19 protein-coding genes are annotated in these 16,306 nt (G+C 45.9%); all 19 read right to left on the reverse strand.

Features of this window, described 5'->3' with window-relative positions; translation table 11 throughout:
* Positions 1-57: 57 nt before the first annotated feature.
* On the reverse strand, positions 58-537 hold the full coding sequence (locus J5A52_04255) for a hypothetical protein (protein ID QUB37330.1): 480 nt from the start codon (positions 535-537) through the stop codon (positions 58-60).
* Positions 534-785 (reverse strand): AbrB/MazE/SpoVT family DNA-binding domain-containing protein, encoded by a 252-nt coding sequence (locus tag J5A52_04260; GenBank protein ID QUB37331.1) that lies wholly within the window; start codon positions 783-785, stop codon positions 534-536. The genes J5A52_04255 and J5A52_04260 overlap by 4 nt, the downstream gene beginning before the upstream one ends.
* 463 nt (positions 786-1,248) lie before the next feature.
* The gene (locus J5A52_04265; GenBank protein ID QUB37332.1) at positions 1,249-1,845 is read right to left on the reverse strand and encodes a hypothetical protein; all 597 of its coding nucleotides are present in this window, start codon (positions 1,843-1,845) and stop codon (positions 1,249-1,251) included.
* Positions 1,846-1,916: 71 nt separating this feature from the next.
* Positions 1,917-2,399 carry an NUDIX domain-containing protein gene (locus J5A52_04270; GenBank protein QUB37333.1) on the reverse strand — a complete coding sequence of 161 codons (483 nt, stop codon included), beginning with the start codon at positions 2,397-2,399 and terminating at the stop codon, positions 1,917-1,919.
* Between the two features lie 86 nt (positions 2,400-2,485).
* Positions 2,486-3,082 carry a Maf family protein gene (locus J5A52_04275; protein QUB37334.1) on the reverse strand — a complete coding sequence of 199 codons (597 nt, stop codon included), beginning with the start codon at positions 3,080-3,082 and terminating at the stop codon, positions 2,486-2,488.
* 153 nt (positions 3,083-3,235) lie between these two features.
* Entirely contained in the window at positions 3,236-4,741 is a 1,506-nt protein-coding gene (locus J5A52_04280; GenBank protein QUB37335.1) for a lysine--tRNA ligase, read from the reverse strand.
* A 102-nt stretch (positions 4,742-4,843) separates the two neighbouring features.
* Positions 4,844-5,299, reverse strand: a complete 456-nt coding sequence (greA, locus tag J5A52_04285; GenBank protein QUB37336.1) for a transcription elongation factor GreA — start codon at positions 5,297-5,299, stop codon at positions 4,844-4,846.
* Positions 5,300-5,393: 94 nt separating this feature from the next.
* Complete coding sequence (locus J5A52_04290; GenBank protein ID QUB37337.1) at positions 5,394-6,632, reverse strand: prolyl-tRNA synthetase; 1,239 nt, start codon at positions 6,630-6,632, stop codon at positions 5,394-5,396.
* 51 nt (positions 6,633-6,683) lie between these two features.
* Positions 6,684-7,418, reverse strand: coding sequence for a CPBP family intramembrane metalloprotease (locus tag J5A52_04295; protein QUB37338.1), 735 nt, complete (start codon positions 7,416-7,418; stop codon positions 6,684-6,686).
* The gene (locus J5A52_04300) at positions 7,415-8,575 is read right to left on the reverse strand and encodes a site-2 protease family protein (protein ID QUB37339.1); all 1,161 of its coding nucleotides are present in this window, start codon (positions 8,573-8,575) and stop codon (positions 7,415-7,417) included. The genes J5A52_04295 and J5A52_04300 overlap by 4 nt, the downstream gene beginning before the upstream one ends.
* Entirely contained in the window at positions 8,576-9,271 is a 696-nt protein-coding gene (uppS, locus tag J5A52_04305) for a di-trans,poly-cis-decaprenylcistransferase (GenBank protein QUB37340.1), read from the reverse strand.
* On the reverse strand, positions 9,272-9,826 hold the full coding sequence (gene frr, locus J5A52_04310; protein ID QUB37341.1) for a ribosome recycling factor: 555 nt from the start codon (positions 9,824-9,826) through the stop codon (positions 9,272-9,274).
* A gap of 25 nt (positions 9,827-9,851) precedes the next feature.
* Positions 9,852-10,559, reverse strand: a complete 708-nt coding sequence (locus tag J5A52_04315) for a hypothetical protein (protein ID QUB37342.1) — start codon at positions 10,557-10,559, stop codon at positions 9,852-9,854.
* Between the two features lie 69 nt (positions 10,560-10,628).
* On the reverse strand, positions 10,629-10,964 hold the full coding sequence (locus J5A52_04320) for a hypothetical protein (GenBank protein ID QUB37343.1): 336 nt from the start codon (positions 10,962-10,964) through the stop codon (positions 10,629-10,631).
* An 86-nt stretch (positions 10,965-11,050) separates the two neighbouring features.
* On the reverse strand, positions 11,051-11,917 hold the full coding sequence (locus J5A52_04325; GenBank protein QUB37344.1) for a hypothetical protein: 867 nt from the start codon (positions 11,915-11,917) through the stop codon (positions 11,051-11,053).
* 229 nt (positions 11,918-12,146) lie between these two features.
* Positions 12,147-12,743: a translation elongation factor Ts gene (gene tsf, locus J5A52_04330; protein ID QUB37345.1), complete on the reverse strand. Its 597-nt coding sequence runs from the start codon at positions 12,741-12,743 to the stop codon at positions 12,147-12,149.
* A 9-nt stretch (positions 12,744-12,752) separates the two neighbouring features.
* Positions 12,753-13,448, reverse strand: coding sequence for a 30S ribosomal protein S2 (gene rpsB, locus J5A52_04335; protein ID QUB37346.1), 696 nt, complete (start codon positions 13,446-13,448; stop codon positions 12,753-12,755).
* 339 nt (positions 13,449-13,787) lie between these two features.
* Positions 13,788-14,231 (reverse strand): hypothetical protein, encoded by a 444-nt coding sequence (locus J5A52_04340; GenBank protein QUB37347.1) that lies wholly within the window; start codon positions 14,229-14,231, stop codon positions 13,788-13,790.
* A gap of 946 nt (positions 14,232-15,177) precedes the next feature.
* On the reverse strand, positions 15,178-16,206 hold the full coding sequence (locus tag J5A52_04345) for a hypothetical protein (protein QUB37348.1): 1,029 nt from the start codon (positions 16,204-16,206) through the stop codon (positions 15,178-15,180).
* Between the last annotated feature and the right edge of the window lie 100 nt (positions 16,207-16,306).

Raw genomic sequence — 16,306 nt, forward strand, 5'->3', positions numbered from 1 at the left:
CGCATTCATGCCGCCCACTAATATTACCGCCAACTGCTGCGACACATTTTACAACTATTATTTTCCTGACCGGCTTGTTTTTCGCGATTGGCCTGGGAAGCTACCGCTAGCTGATTCAGATGCCTCCTCATGCACAGACTCAACAAGAGCTGCTCCCTCTGTTTGCCGTGCTAGTTTCTTATCAAACGTATATAGAGGCAGTGCCTTTGCCTGCCTGGCTTGCACCGCCAAAACACAGTCCTCAAAGCTCAGCGCCGGATGTGCCGCAAAGTGCAATAAAGCCGGCTCAAGGATCGCTAACTTACTCAGAATTTGTGGATGTTTCAGAAAATTACCCATCACTACTGCGATATCACTGTGGGTCATGCCATAGTTCCGACCTAGCACGAATACCGCCTCAGCTGCCGCAATCGTGTCGAGACGGAACCGAGACGGCGCGTGTTGACTAAGCAGGTTAATAGCCGCCTGGCGCTGCGTAGGCAGATCATTGAGGATAATTCGCAGCACGACATTAGCATCAATTGAACCGGCAATCATCGGATTTTCTCTTGACGGTGTTGTTGATAGTATGCGTTCGCGTCTGCTACTGGTTTTGCCGTAGCATTAATCTTCGACATAGCGAAGTCGGTCAGCTCATCCAGTGTCATCACTTTTCGCAAATTTGCACTGTTGTGATCCGCGCTAACCGACAGTGATAGTTCGTCACCCGCTCTCAATCCCATTGCTCGCCGAACCGCCGCCGGGATAGTTATTTGTCCTTGTGATGTAATGGTAACTGTATACATAAATTAATAGTAGCACATATGTAATGAATTTTCAATTGTTCATTAGATAGTAGCTCAATAGATTAGAAGTTGTTTTAGGCTAAGCGACTGAACCTATTTTCAGTGAAATCAATCCCGCTCAAATTAATCAAATAGTCTTGGCCACTTCCCTATATCCTCTGCGCCACAAATTCAAATTTGCCGTATTCAGAGAATACTACACCCCTTGTTCTATATCAAAATATAGACCATTCATTATCTATAATACGAAAAATTGCCCTATAATTGCCTACTCGTAATCTAAATCAAATATCATCAAAGTTTTTAGGATGGAATTTCTTCACACCATAAGACCAGACCATTCTCCTTGCTATGAGCCACCTCTTCAAATACCTTGAAAACTTAGTCCTTATAGCCTTGTTTTTCTTTGAAAATTTTTCAGCAAACTTTGTGAGTACTTAACCTTGCAAAAACCCATCTAGCGTCATTCTTTTCTGTTCAAAGCTTCAATTAAATGATCCCGCAGTTTTGCAAACACGTCAACTTCTTCAATTGATGCTAGATATTCCCGCCATTCATCATCATTCAGCTCCGCCAAACTCTTGCCGGGAAAAGTATCATAACCATATACATACAATAGCTCTGTCCAACCGTGTAAGTTATCGCCGCGGGGCTCGTCGATGATAAACCCGACTTCGTCTGCCGTCAGGATTACGTCGCTTTTTCCATCAAAATAACCGAGTCCAAACGAGAACACTGCTCGGCGATCTGTTTCGCCTGCCATTAGTTTGATTAAGCCTTTGTAACTAAAGCTATCTAATAGCAGTTTGACGAATGGGCCTGGAAAACCGCCCAGCGCCGGAATGAAAAAGCCACGGTCGTCGACTACCAATCGCTTGCCCGGAAAAGCACGCTTAGCTTGTATGAGCTTCGCTTCGGTAATTTTGCGAATATCCAAATCGCGCCCCTCGTCAAAGTCGTACTCTAGCTGCCGCAGATCAATCCCTAGTGGTACGAGCAGGCTTTTCAGGCTGGTGAATTTTTGCGAATTTGAGGTGGCGAAATAAATTATATTATTCATTAAGCTAATTATTAACTACCGCACCCGCTTCGTCAATCGGTTCATACCGTTATCGAGCAACACCCAACTCCTTACTTTTCATTGTATGCCCGTAGAATCGTCACTAAGCTCACGCTGTGACGGAAATTAATTTTATCAATTTCGCTCAAATCTACCCATTCCGGCGCACCGTGCGTGTAAGTTTTTTCGCTCGCGGTAATTTTGTCGTTACTGATTTCGCCGCGTAACTGGCTGTGTGTAAAATAAAGCTGAATCGATTGATTAGCTTTTGACTCGGCGTTACGCTTAAAAAAGGTCGTCGCCTGATGGATAATTTTATCTGGCATCATGGCAAGCCCAGTCTCTTCTTTGACTTCGCGAATAATAGCCTCTTCAATTGTTTCGCCTTTTTCAACGCCGCCGCCAATTAAGCTGTAGCCGTCCCACTGACGCGTCAACAAAATTTTGCCATTCTCGATAATAACAGCATACACGCCAACGCGAATATTTAGCTCGTTGACCGGCACGGTATATTGACTACCAAAGACGTCTTTACAAATTATAGATTTGGTCATGATTGCTCCTTTTAATTAAATCGATAATTATCAATTAGCTCTATGTCTAACAAATCCTTATCAGAATCTCACTTCAGCTTCCACTCTCAAGTATAATCAATATTTTTATAACCGACTTGGTGCAACAATACTCGCACCTTATCAAGCGGCAAGCCAAGTGCACCCAAATACGACCCTTCTATCCTCTCAACTAGTGTGAACCCAGGTGCATCAACATGGAAACCGAGCGCCGCATTACGCCGAGCTGGGTCTGTCACACGTGCCCAAATTTTTTCTAGCGTTGTTCTATCAAAATTCGTATAAGTTATTTTCGTTTCAGTAGTGTCCGTATAAAATTTACTCCGATAGACAACACATATGCCCGTATAGATTGTGACTGTTTGGCCAGATTGACTTAAACACATCCTCATTGTTTCTTCTGTAGTTTTAGCCTTATGCAACCGCGATCCGTCTGGTAAAACCCCAAATGTATCAGCGGCAATAATAAACTCATTAGGATACACTAAAGATAACTTTTTGGCTTTTGCTCGCGCCAACAATATTACCGTTTCTTTAGCGTTTAGACTAGGGTGAGCATTTTCGATAGAACGCTCATCAACATCAGCCGGCATAGCTATATACTCTAATCCGCTTCTATCCATCAAACTACGTTTCGTGCTTGATTTTGTTGCTAGAATCAACATATTTTTCTCCTGCTCATGATTTTTCTAGCGATGAACATTCCCCAAGGATAATCAATATTAGGGCATTCATCATAAAGCCGCGATTCAATAGCCTTTTGAGCCGAGGGCAGTAACATCAAAAGGAGACTGCCGCGAATTGTAACTTACATACACTCACTGTAATTCTGCTTCTGAATAAATCGCCTTGGTCACCTCGTCAATCTCATGCCGCAGCTGTGGGAACGGTACACCCTCGCGAGCACTCACACCCTCGAAAATCCAAAATACCCGCTCGCTCCAACCCCAGCCGCACGCCGGTGGCATACCGTATTCCAGCATCTCCACGTAATCAATGTCTAACATCATTGCCTCATCGTCGCCAGCATCGCGCATTCGCTGTTGTTCAATGAAGCGATTCAACTGGTCAATCGGGTCGTTTAATTCCGAGAAGCCATTACCCAGCTCGCTGCCTGCGATAATCGGCTGAAAGCGCTCCACTGTCTGCGGACTATCTGGATTCGCTTTGGCGAGCGGCGAGATAAACTTCGGCGTATTAACCAGCCAGACTGGTCCCGCCACACTCTTACGAATATTTTTCCAAAGCTTATCAATACCGCGCGGAATAGAATCAGTCTTTTCAACTTCCAGGCTATGCTCCTTCAACTTCGCTGCCACTTCGTTAATTGTCGTATGGTACACATCGATTCCGTAATGCTGATCAATCACCTCGGCATAATCCCAGACATCCCATTTGCCGCTCATATCAACGTCAAACTGACCAAGCCGAAAGTGTAATGTGCCGAAAGTTTTTTGCAGCACATCCTTATACATATCCTCCATGAAGCGCATACCCTGTCGCCAATCCCAATAAGCAGCATACCACTCCATGGCAATATGCTCGGGCAAGTGCTCGTCGCTGTAGTTCTCGTTACGAAAGCGCGGACCGAGATCGTAGACCTTCTCAAAACCAGCGCCGATCAAGCGCTTGAGAGGCAGCTCATGGCTAATACGCAGGTAAAATTGCTGGTCGTCCAACGCGTCCATGTGGGTAACAAACGGATTAGCATCAGCACCGCCGGTGGTGTGTTCTAATACCGGCACATTCACCTCTGTAAAACCGTGCCGATTGAGATAATCACGCGTCGCTTGCCAAAATTTGCTGCGGCGAATGAAGCGCTGGCGCACTTCGGGATTAACATTCATATCAACATAGCGGCGGCGAAATCGCTCTTCTTTATTGTCAAGTTTCTCCGGCATCGGGCGCAAAGATTTTGTTAACAATCGTAATTCATGCACGCCTACCGACTTTTCGCCGGTTTTCGTTGTCACCATGCGACCGGCCGCCTGGACAAAATCGCCAGTATCAAGCAACTTCAGCTGCTTCATACCCAATATGCCGCGGCCTACATCCAGCTCTGCTACATCATCTTTTTGCAAATATAATTGCACGTCGCCGCTCGCATCACGCAACTTGATAAATGCCAATTTGCCGAAACTGCGAATCGACACAATCCGCCCCGCCACACTGACCATCTGCCCTATTAGCTCATCAAATTTTTCAACCACTTCGGCGCAGGTATGCGTCCGCTCTACGCGCGCCGGATACGGATCAATGCCCAGTTCGCGTAGCGCAGCTAATTTTCGCAATCGTTCGTTCCGATAATCTTGTAATGTCGCCATAATTATCTTTAGTATAACAGATTGGCCATTAGCCCGCATAAAAAAACGGTCGCATAGTGCTTATGAGCGACCGCTTATGTTTTACCCGCTACTAGGGGAATCTTATGCAATTGATTTAATCGTGTACACCGTCTCGCCTTTTGGCGTCGTGATTGTCGCGGTTTCACCGACCGATTTACCCATCAACGCAGCACCAAGCGGCGATTCGTCGCTAATTTTACCGCCAATCGGGTCAGCCTCAACCGGACCAACCACCGAATATTCCGTTGTCTTCCCATTCGCCTCAATCGCGACGCGGCTGCCAAGACACACTGTATGGTTTGCGCCGCCCTTGATTTCCTCAGCGTTTTGTAAAATATCTTCAATTTCAGCAATGCGTGTTTCTACAAGCCCTTGCTCCTCGCGAGCGCTATCATACTCGGCGTTTTCGCTTAAATCGCCGTATTCGCGTGCTTCGGCAATTTTATCGGCAATTTCGCCGCGACGGCCTTTCAGTTCTGCTAATTCCGCCTCCAGCTCTTTGCGTCCTGCTTGTGTAATCTGATACGTTTTTTTCATGCTTATTACCTCCTGCTTACAGACCCCATCAAGGGATGGCCTAATCCATCTGATTAGTACTATTATCCCGCAATTTCGAGTCACCTTGATGAGATTACTTCAGTGTAGCAAGCAGCTCGTCTGTCGTCAAGAGTTGCTGCTTACCGCTTGCACGCGTAACAACTTCCCATTTTTTACCATCAAGCAAACGATCGCTTACCGTCACGCGCAGCGGGATGCCCATCAATTCGGCGTCGGCAAATTTAACACCTGGACGCTCATTACGATCGTCATACAATACCTCAACACCTTGTGTCTTAAGCAGCTCATACAGCTCGTCAGCTGCGGCACGCGATTTCTCGCCAATTTGCACCAGGTAGACTCGCGCCGGCGCGATATTTTCTGGCCAAATTAATCCTTTTTCGTCAGCAAACTTTTCGACGATCACACCCATGACACGCGTAATACCAATACCGTAGCTGCCCATGTACGCATACCGCTGCACGCCATCACTGCCTGTGAAGACGAGATTCATCTCTTCAGACTTTTGTGTACCGAAATTAAAGATATTACCGACTTCCGCTGTTTTAACTTTTTCTAACTCGCTACGATCAATGCCAAGCTCTTTCACAGCGTCGTCCAGCACTTCCTCGTTCACCGCAATATTCTTACCGCGATGCAAATAGATATAGTCCTCGCCCGCTGTGCAAATCGTCTGAAACTCGTGGCTAAATTTCGTAAATGCACCGCCGCTCGCAAACGTCACATACGTATCATCACCAATGCCAAATCGATCATAGCACCGCTTGTATGCCTCAATCACTTGATTGTAGTATATATCTAAATCTTCCTTCGTCGCATGCACTGAATACATATCTTTCATGATAAACTCACGCCCGCGCATGATACCGCTTTTGGCGCGCAGCTCGTTGCGCAGTTTATTCTGGAATTGATACACGCTGATCGGCAAATCCTTGTAGCTTTTTAGATAGCTCCGCAGCAACTCAACGATCGGCTCTTCATGCGTCCAGCCGAACCCAACATCTGTGCCGTCTTGCAATGTAGACTTAAACCACACATCAACAAGCTCATCGCTCCACCGTCCAGTCTCCTGCCACAACTCTTTACGCTGCAGCGTACTCATGATTAACTCTTGGCTGCCAATCGCGTTCATCTCTTCGCGCACGATTCGTTTGATGTTCTCAAGTACGCGTAAACCAAGCGGCGTATACGAGTATACGCCGGCCATTGTCTTAAAAACAAATCCGGCACGAATCAGCAGCTGCGCATTGCGCGCCACCTCGTCAGCAGGCGCTTGTTTTGTTGTTCTAGTGAAATTTTTCGATAACCGCATACTCTGTATTGTACCCTGCTCTTGAATATCTGCCTAGCCTCTCATATATGATTACGTTGCTACAAATACAACGTAAAACGCAATGAAATTTTTAATAACATGCACTAAAAAGCCCGCCCAAATATTCCCAGTTTTCTCGCGTAATGCGCACATCACTAGACTTAAAGCAAATACATCAACTGCAACGTTCCACTGCATATGCGCCACCCCAAACAGCGCGCTTACAATCACCGCCGCCAGCCACCACGACAACCGCAATGAGCGCAGCCGCCCGTATAGTACGCCGCGAAATAGCAGCTCTTCAAAGAATGGTGTCGCAATAACAAGCACCAAAAACGCCATCAATAAATCGTACGAATATAGTTTACCAAGCCCCGTGTTCTGCACCTGGTTGACATCAAACCCCGGAATCAATCGCGCAACCGCGAGCAACAGCACAGTTAGCACGAGATACGCAAGCATCCCGACGATACTCAGCCCAATATCGCGCCAATCAAGCAGTCGCCACAGCCCCATATCGCGGCGCGAAAGCGTCTGCCGCAAGCGCCAAGCGCCTGCAAGCAAAAGTGTAATGACAATTATGTACGCCACGACATGTTGCGCTAACACCAACACTGTCTGGTTTGCAAACGGCAAAGCACCAATTTTTTGCAATACCAAGAATAGCCCGCTCGACAAGTATGCCGCTACAACATACGCAGCAGCCATGCCGCCAATCCACGTCGCCACGCCGATCCACTGCGCTTTGTCAAACGCAAGATGCGGCTTCTTGAGCACTACCTTCATAATAATTTCACCACATCTGATATTGTTACCAGCACAACCAGAACCAGAAGCACTAAGAACCCTGTGCCGTGAATTTTTTCTTCGCGCTCCTTAGTGAGCGGTTTCTTCAATAGCCGGAACACCGCCGTCACGAACCACCGCCCGCCATCAAGCGCCGGAATCGGTAGTATATTCATCACCGCAAGCGTGAGCGAAATAAGCGCCGTCATCATCACGACATAGCGCATACCCGCCCGCTCTGCTGCAGGAAACAGGATACCAAATATACTCAAGGGGCCGCCGACGCTTTGACTCGCCGAACTCAACTTTTGATCTGCTTGTTTTTGCGCCGAGTCGTTTGGAACCAATTTCATTACCAAGCCGGACACACCATCGCCAATCACTTGCCCTAGCCCTTGCAGCGTAATCCCCGTCAGCTGCATTGTCACGCCAACGCCAACAATTGGCGCGGACCATGTCGATCGCGTTAATCGCTCCTGCGACAAACCTGCGCCCAAATAACCGTGCTTGTCGTCATTCGCGCTGCGAAGCGCTACGTGCGCTACCCGTTCCGTACCGTCTCGTTTATACGTCACGCGTACCATTTCGCCCTTATGCGCTGCAGACACCTCTGAGAGCTGCGCACTCGTCTTAATTTTTTCGCCGTTCACAGAGATAACTGCATCGCCCGATTTCAGCCCTGCATTTTCCGCCGGCAAGTCTTTCTCAATACTTGCAAGCACAACGGGATTATAGATAACGTGCGTATCGCTCGCCACTGTAAACTGGTGCGGAACAAGCTGCGGCAAACCAAACCATGCTAAGATCGTCAGGAGTATTACCGCAGCTAGCCAGTTCATCGCTACACCAGCGAGTAAAATTTTTGTTTTTTGCCAAAATGTCGCCGCACCGTAGTCGCCAGGTTTTTTATCATCGTCATGTTCGCCTTGTAATTTTACAAACCCACCAAGCGGCAACCAGTTCACACTATATACGACATTTTTGCCAAGAAAACTTTTCTTTACGTTCTTTTTATACGCCGCTGGCGGAAATCCGATACCGAATTCCTCAACACGTACGCCGTTCCGGCGTGCCACCAGCGCATGCCCTAGTTCGTGCAATACCACCAAAACCGTGAGTGCAATGACCCCTATCACAATACCCCATACTAAATTCATTTACCCTCCAAATCGCCGTGATCGTTTTGCGTATTCTTTTAGTATAGCGGTTACGTCGCGCTTTGTCATGTCAGGCCAAGCTTTTTTGATAAAGATCAGCTCGCTGTAAGCACTGCGCCACAGCATGAAATTGCTTAAGCGCTGTTCGCCGCTCGTCCGGACAATCAAATCACATGGCGGTACATCGGGTGTATATAAGAATTGCTCAAAGATCTGCGCTGTAACTTTTTTCTGCGCCGACAATGTTTTACGCAGCCGATTCACTGCATCAATAATCTCTTGGTGCCCGCCATAGTTGAACGATAAAATGACCGTACCATTTGTTAAGTCTTTCGTCGCTGTTTCCGCCTTATCAATTGCCTTCTTGACACGCCGGCTTAAGCGTATGCGCGTTCCTGCTACACGCAGCCGTATACCACGCTCGACAAAAACCGGCAAATCTTCCGATAATAATTTCACGACCAAATCCATCAGATACTTCACCTCCGGACCGCTTCGGTGCCAATTTTCGGTGCTAAATATATACGCGCTCACGTACGGCACGCCGCGGTCAATCGTATCAAGCACGATGTCTTTAACTTTCTCGTACCCAGCCTCATGCCCTGCCTGCGAATCAAGCCCGCGCGCTTTCGCCCAACGCCGGTTGCCGTCAACAATATAGCCGACGTGTGTCGGAATACTACCTCGCTCGCTCATTTAGATCGTTAAGATATCCTTTTCTTTCGTCTTGAACATTGCTTCCAGTTTGTCTTGAAATTCGCCCATTAAACGGTCAAATTCTTTTTCAATCGTTTTCAGATCGTCTTCGGACAGTTCTTTTGCTTCTTTCATGCGTTTTGCTTCTTTCAAGCCTTCTTGACGAACATTGCGCAGAGCAATCCGCGCCTCTTCAACCTTTTCGCCCGCCTGCTTCACGAGCTGCTTGCGCCGCTCTTCAGTGAGCGCCGGCACAGGCACGCGTACAACGCGGCCGTCATCGCTCGGATTAAACCCTAAGCTTTGGTCAGTACGAATCGCCGCCGCAATCGCCTGAATATTACTCGGGTCAAACGGCGTAATCTGCAACAATTGCGCTTCCGGCGCCGTCACGTTTGCCACCTGATTGAGCGGCATCAGCGTACCGTACGCCTCTACTCGGATGCCATCAAGCATATTTGGGTGCGCCCGACCAGTGCGAATCTTCGCAAGTTCCGCCTCAAAGTGTTCTAACGCGCTTGTCATTTTTAATTCATATTCATCTGTACTAAACATATTACCTCCATTTCCTTCTAGTATACTAATTTATTTGCGCAATTCCCAGCAGCGACGCGCGCCGGCTATATCCGTCGCGCAGCACATACGCCGAACGGAAGTCTTCGCGGTATGGAACTTCGCGGTACGCCCGTGCATCGTAGATCAGCCACACGTCAAGCGGAACATGCGGGCGCTCCGCCACACGCTGCCCAATTGTGTGATATAAGCGAAACAACGCATCAGTACTATGAAATGTCATAAACGGTATAAAGGGGATACCGACAATATCATAAGGTTTTTTGCGGTCAATAGTGTACGGCAATCCGCCTACCTCTTTTATCTTCTTAACAAATGCAGCCCTCCCGCGTTCCGACACGAATTTCCGCGACTGTAAACCGCATACAATTATATCTTGATACATGTATCTGTGCAAAAATACAATATCAATATAACGCGAAATCTCGTATGTCTTAATACGATCTGGCGACATGCCGACAAACGGATTATCGGCAAAATCATATTGATACGCCGGGATATTGAGATGCATAATTCCATCTGTATCTTCGCTCAGTTGATCGCGTAATTGCGCCAACTCATCATCAACATCTTTATGATTATCAACTCGCTCATGATCAAGAAATACTTCACTTTCATGACGCAAATCAACGTCGTCTTTGTCCGACTCGTGTTCGTCAGGTATCCATTCCGGATTCGGAGTGAAATTAAAGCTGCTCTCAAAGTTTCGCGGCATATCTCTATCATATCAAAATACCCCGCGTAAAATCACGGGGTATTTGGCGTTAACGACCGCCAGTTGAAACTAATTTGATGAGTCAACAATCTCAGCTGTGTTTTCAACTAACTCTCCGAGGATAATTGCCACATTATCTTCAACTATTTGAGCATAATCTGCGACCCGCTCGCTAAGCCACTCATCAATCTCTTCTGGCGACACGTTATTCTCCTGCATCGCAATCAACTGTTCTAGCTGTGCTTCATCAAGTGAATCAGCTACTTCCTCGCCTATCCGTAAACCAATCGTCTCTTCTGCATGTTGTATTAATGCATCCATCTGATCGTCGGGTAAATCTATGCCTATTGAATTAAGCTGCGTCTTCGTGATAGCGTGTGAAACTGTAACTTGAGAATTGTCCATATATTTCTCCTTTTTATTATATTTATTTTAGCTACTGCACTTTCCACTGGGGTAAATTATACGTGCTTATCCTTAATTTAACAAGCCTAATCTCCCGTCTCACCACTAGAGCTATTTAGAGCTTTTTCGATTTTTTCACTATCTGACTCCACCTTACGAGTTAGCAGAGCTGGCGTAATTCTATCAAGCTGATTGACAAAAAGTGTTGTAAGCTTTTCTGTGCGATTTCTCCTGAGACCCTCTCTTCCCAGCTCTTGTCCATACCGCAGCCGCCTACGTCTTGCAGCCTGACGAGCTCGCGCTTTTGTCGCATCTTCCGCAATACCTTTTCTCGCAGCATTGCCTTCATCGCCTAAACTCTCCAGACCTCTACTAGCTTTACGCAGCCTCCTCAGATTTTTTGACTCGTCAATTGCCTCTTGATGAACTACCTTCTCGCTATTAATGGAGTTCACTCTACGTCCTCGCGCCGCCATACGAGCTTTTTTGCGCTGAACAGCATCAATATACGCAGCCTCAATACCGTTTTTACCTCTTTCAAATAGACCGCTAATTGATTCTGAAAAATTTCTAGCTTTAGCTCTTCCTTCAGCAGCCGTTCTTGAAGCTTTCTCTCTCGCATTAGCTGCTGCAGTTCTAGCACTGTCCATAGTCTCACGCGCCATAGTCTTTGCAGAGCTGGCTGCGCTTTGTACAGTCTCCATGCCGCTAGCAGCCATCCTACCTGCCCCTGCAACAGCATCAATACCCAAGCCAACTCCGGCAAAGCCAGCTTTAGCTGCCGTATCAAGCATGTTTTTAGCCTTGCTGCCAACATTACGCTCGCGCAAAAAACCGCTAAAGCCTTTTGTTACCCTATCTCTAAGCCCTCTTAAACGTTCGCCAACTTTCTCAACAGCTTCTTGACCACGCTCAGCTCGTGCCTGATATGTACTTTTTTCATGTCTACCCATATTTTTCTATTATCCTTTTTACTTTATATTTTTTGGTTTGCTATCGCTAACCTGTTACACTTTCAATACTATCATAAAATTTTAATAATGTCAATAAAGTTTTACAAAAATACTATTATACAATAAAAGTACTCACTATACAGAGAGTACTTTACTTTACTTTACTTTACTTTACTTTACTTTACTTTACTTTACTTTACTTTACTTTACTTTACTTTACTTTACTGGTCTACTCAGTCACACCAAGTTCAATCCGTTTAAATTGGCTGACGCGCACATTCTCACCGCGCAACACAATTTGTTCTTTGATAAGCTCGCCGACAGTTTTGCTGTCATCAAGCACAAACGCCTGTTCAGCCAATACCTGTTCAGCAAAATATTTTTTGAGTTGTCCGTCGACAATCTGCTCGCGCATAGCTTCCGGCTTATTTTTTAGGCTTTCGCTTTCAAGCAATTCAGCTTTTTTTGCTTCGTAAACATTGTTCGGAATATCGTTCATCGTAGCATATTTCGGCGCCATCGCCGCAATCTGCATAGCGATTTGATGGGCAAACTCCTTAAATTCCGGCAAGCGCGCCACAAAATCGGTCTCACAGTTCACCTCAACGATCACACCGATTCGCCCCGAATGCACATAGCTTTCGACCAACCCTTCGCGTGTTTCGCGGTCGCCTTTTTTCTCTGCTTTAGTCAAGCCTTTTTTGCGCAGCGCTTCAAGCGCTTTGTCAAAATCGCCATCTGCTTCAACCAACGCTTTTTTCGCATCTGTCAAACCGATGCCGGTTAGTTCCTTCAGCTTCTTAATATCTTCAATCGTTACAGCCACGATGCCCTCCTAATTCTCTTTATTCTTACCTTCGGTAATTGCCTGCACAAAGTAGTCTGCAAGCAATTGCAGCCCCTTGATTGCATCATCATTGCCTGGAATCGGATACTCAACACGCGACGGATCTGCATTTGTATCAACGATACCAACCACCGGAATATTAAGGTTGCGCGCTTCATTAATTGCATTTGTATCAGCAAGAACATCAAACACAACAAGCGCTGCCGGACGCCCGTTCATATCCTTGATGCCGCTATACTTCAAATTCAAGCTATCAATCTCTTCCTGGAAACGTTGGACTTCCAACTTGTTGTAGCGTTTTTCTAAATCGCCCGACGCCATGCGGCGCTCTAAATCCTTAAGTTTTTTCACCTGGGCGTTTGTTGTCGCGACGTTCGTCAGCATACCGCCAATCCAACGTTCAGTAACATACGGCATGCCAGTCTGCTCGGCAGCAGCCTTTGCGATCGCTTTTGCCTGCTTCTTCGTACCGACAAACAAGATCGGCTTACCTGTCGCTGCGACTTTTGTCAAGAATGGTAACGATTTGTCAAGCGCCTCAACCGTTTTTGTTAAGTCAATAATGTGCGACCCTTGCCGCTTACTGTGAATGTATGGCGCCATCTTTGGATGCCACCGGCTTGTTTTATGTCCAAAATGGACACCAGCTTCAAACAAAGCCTTGATATCTACCTGCACGGTCATACCTATTACTCCTTTGCCTCACCCGCCATGATATGGAGTTTTTTGGCGGGTTGTGTCGTTAAAAATTAGTTACTTTTTTATTATACCATGTGCATGCGTTTTATCAATAGACATTCAACACCTCAGTACCGCTAAGGCAAACTGTAAACCATAAATACTATAAGTCGTAGTACTATCTAGCGACGCGCTTCCCTTAACCCCCACAAAGAACCGCCAACAACATATCTGTAGTTGGCGGTTTAGTTAGTTAAATTAGTTGCTTAGCTTAGTTAATTAGTTATTTTGCCTGATTGCTTGCTTAGCTGATTAATAGCTAGTATCTTACTTAACTTGATTAAGTTATCGATCGCTTTCTTCAGGATGGCTGCCAATGGTGTCAACTCTAGCTTCTAGGTTACCGTTATCTGTTCGGCATACCGTTACGTTAACAGGAGCATCCTCATTGACAGACCCACCGTGCGCTTCATTGAGCCTTGCTTGCTGCGCTTGAGCGTCATACTGAACAGCAGTTGTGCGTTCTTTGCCATCTTCTTCGTTGATGCCATTTGAAAGCTTATTAATCGCATCGTTACTTTCTTTAAGCGTAGTCTGCTCTGAAACACAAGCAAGTTCTTGCTGTGGAGCATTATCGGTATTGTCTTCGTGAGACAAACTGTTAAAGCCGAATACTGCTCCTGCTGCTACCATTCCTACAGCAATCTTAGTACGTAGACGATACCATAATGGTGCCTTGTACGTATCATTACGGTTGTTATTTGAATATTTCCTCTCTAAACTACTCATGGTTTTCATTGTACCACGGAAAGGGGGTTTTGTCAAGTAGGTATATTCGAGGGTACTTTAACCCAACCCAAAACAACCAACACCCTCCAAACCTGCACCCATACAACACCTCAAGTATATCTACCTGCCCTTTCTTAAGTGCTAAACGTTTATTGTTCGTCTGCTTATCTATTTGCTTACTCATCCATCCACCCATCCATTCATTCATTCACTAACTAGCTTAACTTAACTTAATTTAATTTAATTAATTCTCTTAATTCTCTTAATTCTCTCTACCTCTCTATAAGTAGTTCTTTAACAACTCCTATACTCCTATACTCCTAACTCCTAACTCCTAACTCCTAACTCTCTATAGCTCTTTAATGATATTCTCTATAGTTCTATAGTTCTATAGTTCTATAGTTCTATAGTTCTATAACTCTATAACTCTATAACTCCCATAGTTTCATAGTTCCATAATCCCATATAATTCTTCCTCATAATTCTTACCATAATTCTCCTCTATATATTTATATATAAAAGAAGAGAAAAAAGAATAAAAGATAACAGAGGTAAAATAAACAAGAAATACCGGATATCGATATCCGGTATTTTTAGGTTGAGAGAATAGCTAAAAGAATAGCCAAAAGACTATTAGATACTTGTAGGTAAGAGTAAGGAATAGTAATACCCACCACTCGTCACTCACTACCTATCACCCACTCCGAAGCTTTCATTGTTATTCTGATAGTGATAGTACTATTACTATTACTATTACTATTACTATTACTATTACTATTACTATTACTCTAACGTCAGCGAAGATAATCTAAGGCTGGCCTTATGTTTTGTTAACAGTACATAAGGTATTAGCTGTTTATGCCGAGCTTCGCTCGTCGGTATACCTTGCTAAACGAGACATGCTGGGGCTAACGAGACGGGAGACTAGAACCAAAAGTTACTATTGCTACCACCCTACCTCAGAAGAAGATGCCGTGGCATGACCTTTAGCTGAGTCAATGCTAGCCTTTGCCCCAGCTTTTGCAGCTCTCATCAAATCAACAGGCAAACCGCCCATCGCTAACCGCGCAATCCCTTTCACTAGCCTACGCTTGCTTGCTATTGTACGCTGCTCAGTATCTATGCCGTAACGACTTGCAAGCTCCCTTACAAAGGCACTACCACCAGTACGAAGTGCGTCACCAGCCGCTGCAGTACCGCGATTTGCCAGCTGCCCCCGACTCTCATAAATGCTTTGTGCACTATATCCTCTTGCTGCTTGCGAAATCCCTCCAACAGCATCAATCATGTTACCTACAGCAGCCGCAGTACCACTGTGTCTTTCTACAAATCGAAATGCTCCACTTTCACGAATAGATCCCATTCTACCGGCAGCTCCATGAGCAGTATTTGCGACTCCGTCTAGAGCACTCGCAGCCCTTGCCGCAAACCCACCATTTGACTCGGCTGAATCTTGCTGCCACATAGAACTACTAGGCAATGCATTCTCCCACGCAGTAGACGGAGTAGCCTCAGGCTGACGAGTAAAAGATTGTGCGCTTACATAATTTTGCTCTGTTCTATCACGGCTGCCAAACATATTAGCTAACCGATTAGCAGCACTACCAAGCGCTCGCTGAAGCTTGTTTCTTATTGATTCACCACGCTCGGGGGTCGTAGCAAACCCCTCCTGGGATGATCCCCATGAAGCAGACGATTCAGTCCTACCTTGCGGTGACCCAAATCCAAAAGAAGCTGTCCGATCTATCGCCGATGATTGCGGAGTGTTGTTAAACCCGCTTCCCCATGACGCAGCCGGCTCTTGACTAAATGACGGAAACGATCCGCCTTGTTCGGGCTGCCCAGCTCTACCAGTTCCAAAAGCATTTGGAATGCCGTCAAAGCGAACTCCTGAATAAGCCGCCAATATCCGCTCCGCGTCCGCCGTTGCGCCCGACTCTCCAGCAGTAGGCAGAGGTTGATTAAACTTTCTCATAGTAGTTATAAAAGACCTTTTCTTATGTTTGTTTTGCTAAATTGTTATGACTGTATGTTAGCAGATTATTGTTCAATTGTCAATATAATTACTAAATGTG

The sequence above is a fragment of the TM7 phylum sp. oral taxon 349 genome (assembly GCA_018127705.1).
In the GTDB taxonomy this organism is placed as follows: Bacteria; Patescibacteriota; Saccharimonadia; order Saccharimonadales; family Saccharimonadaceae; genus Saccharimonas.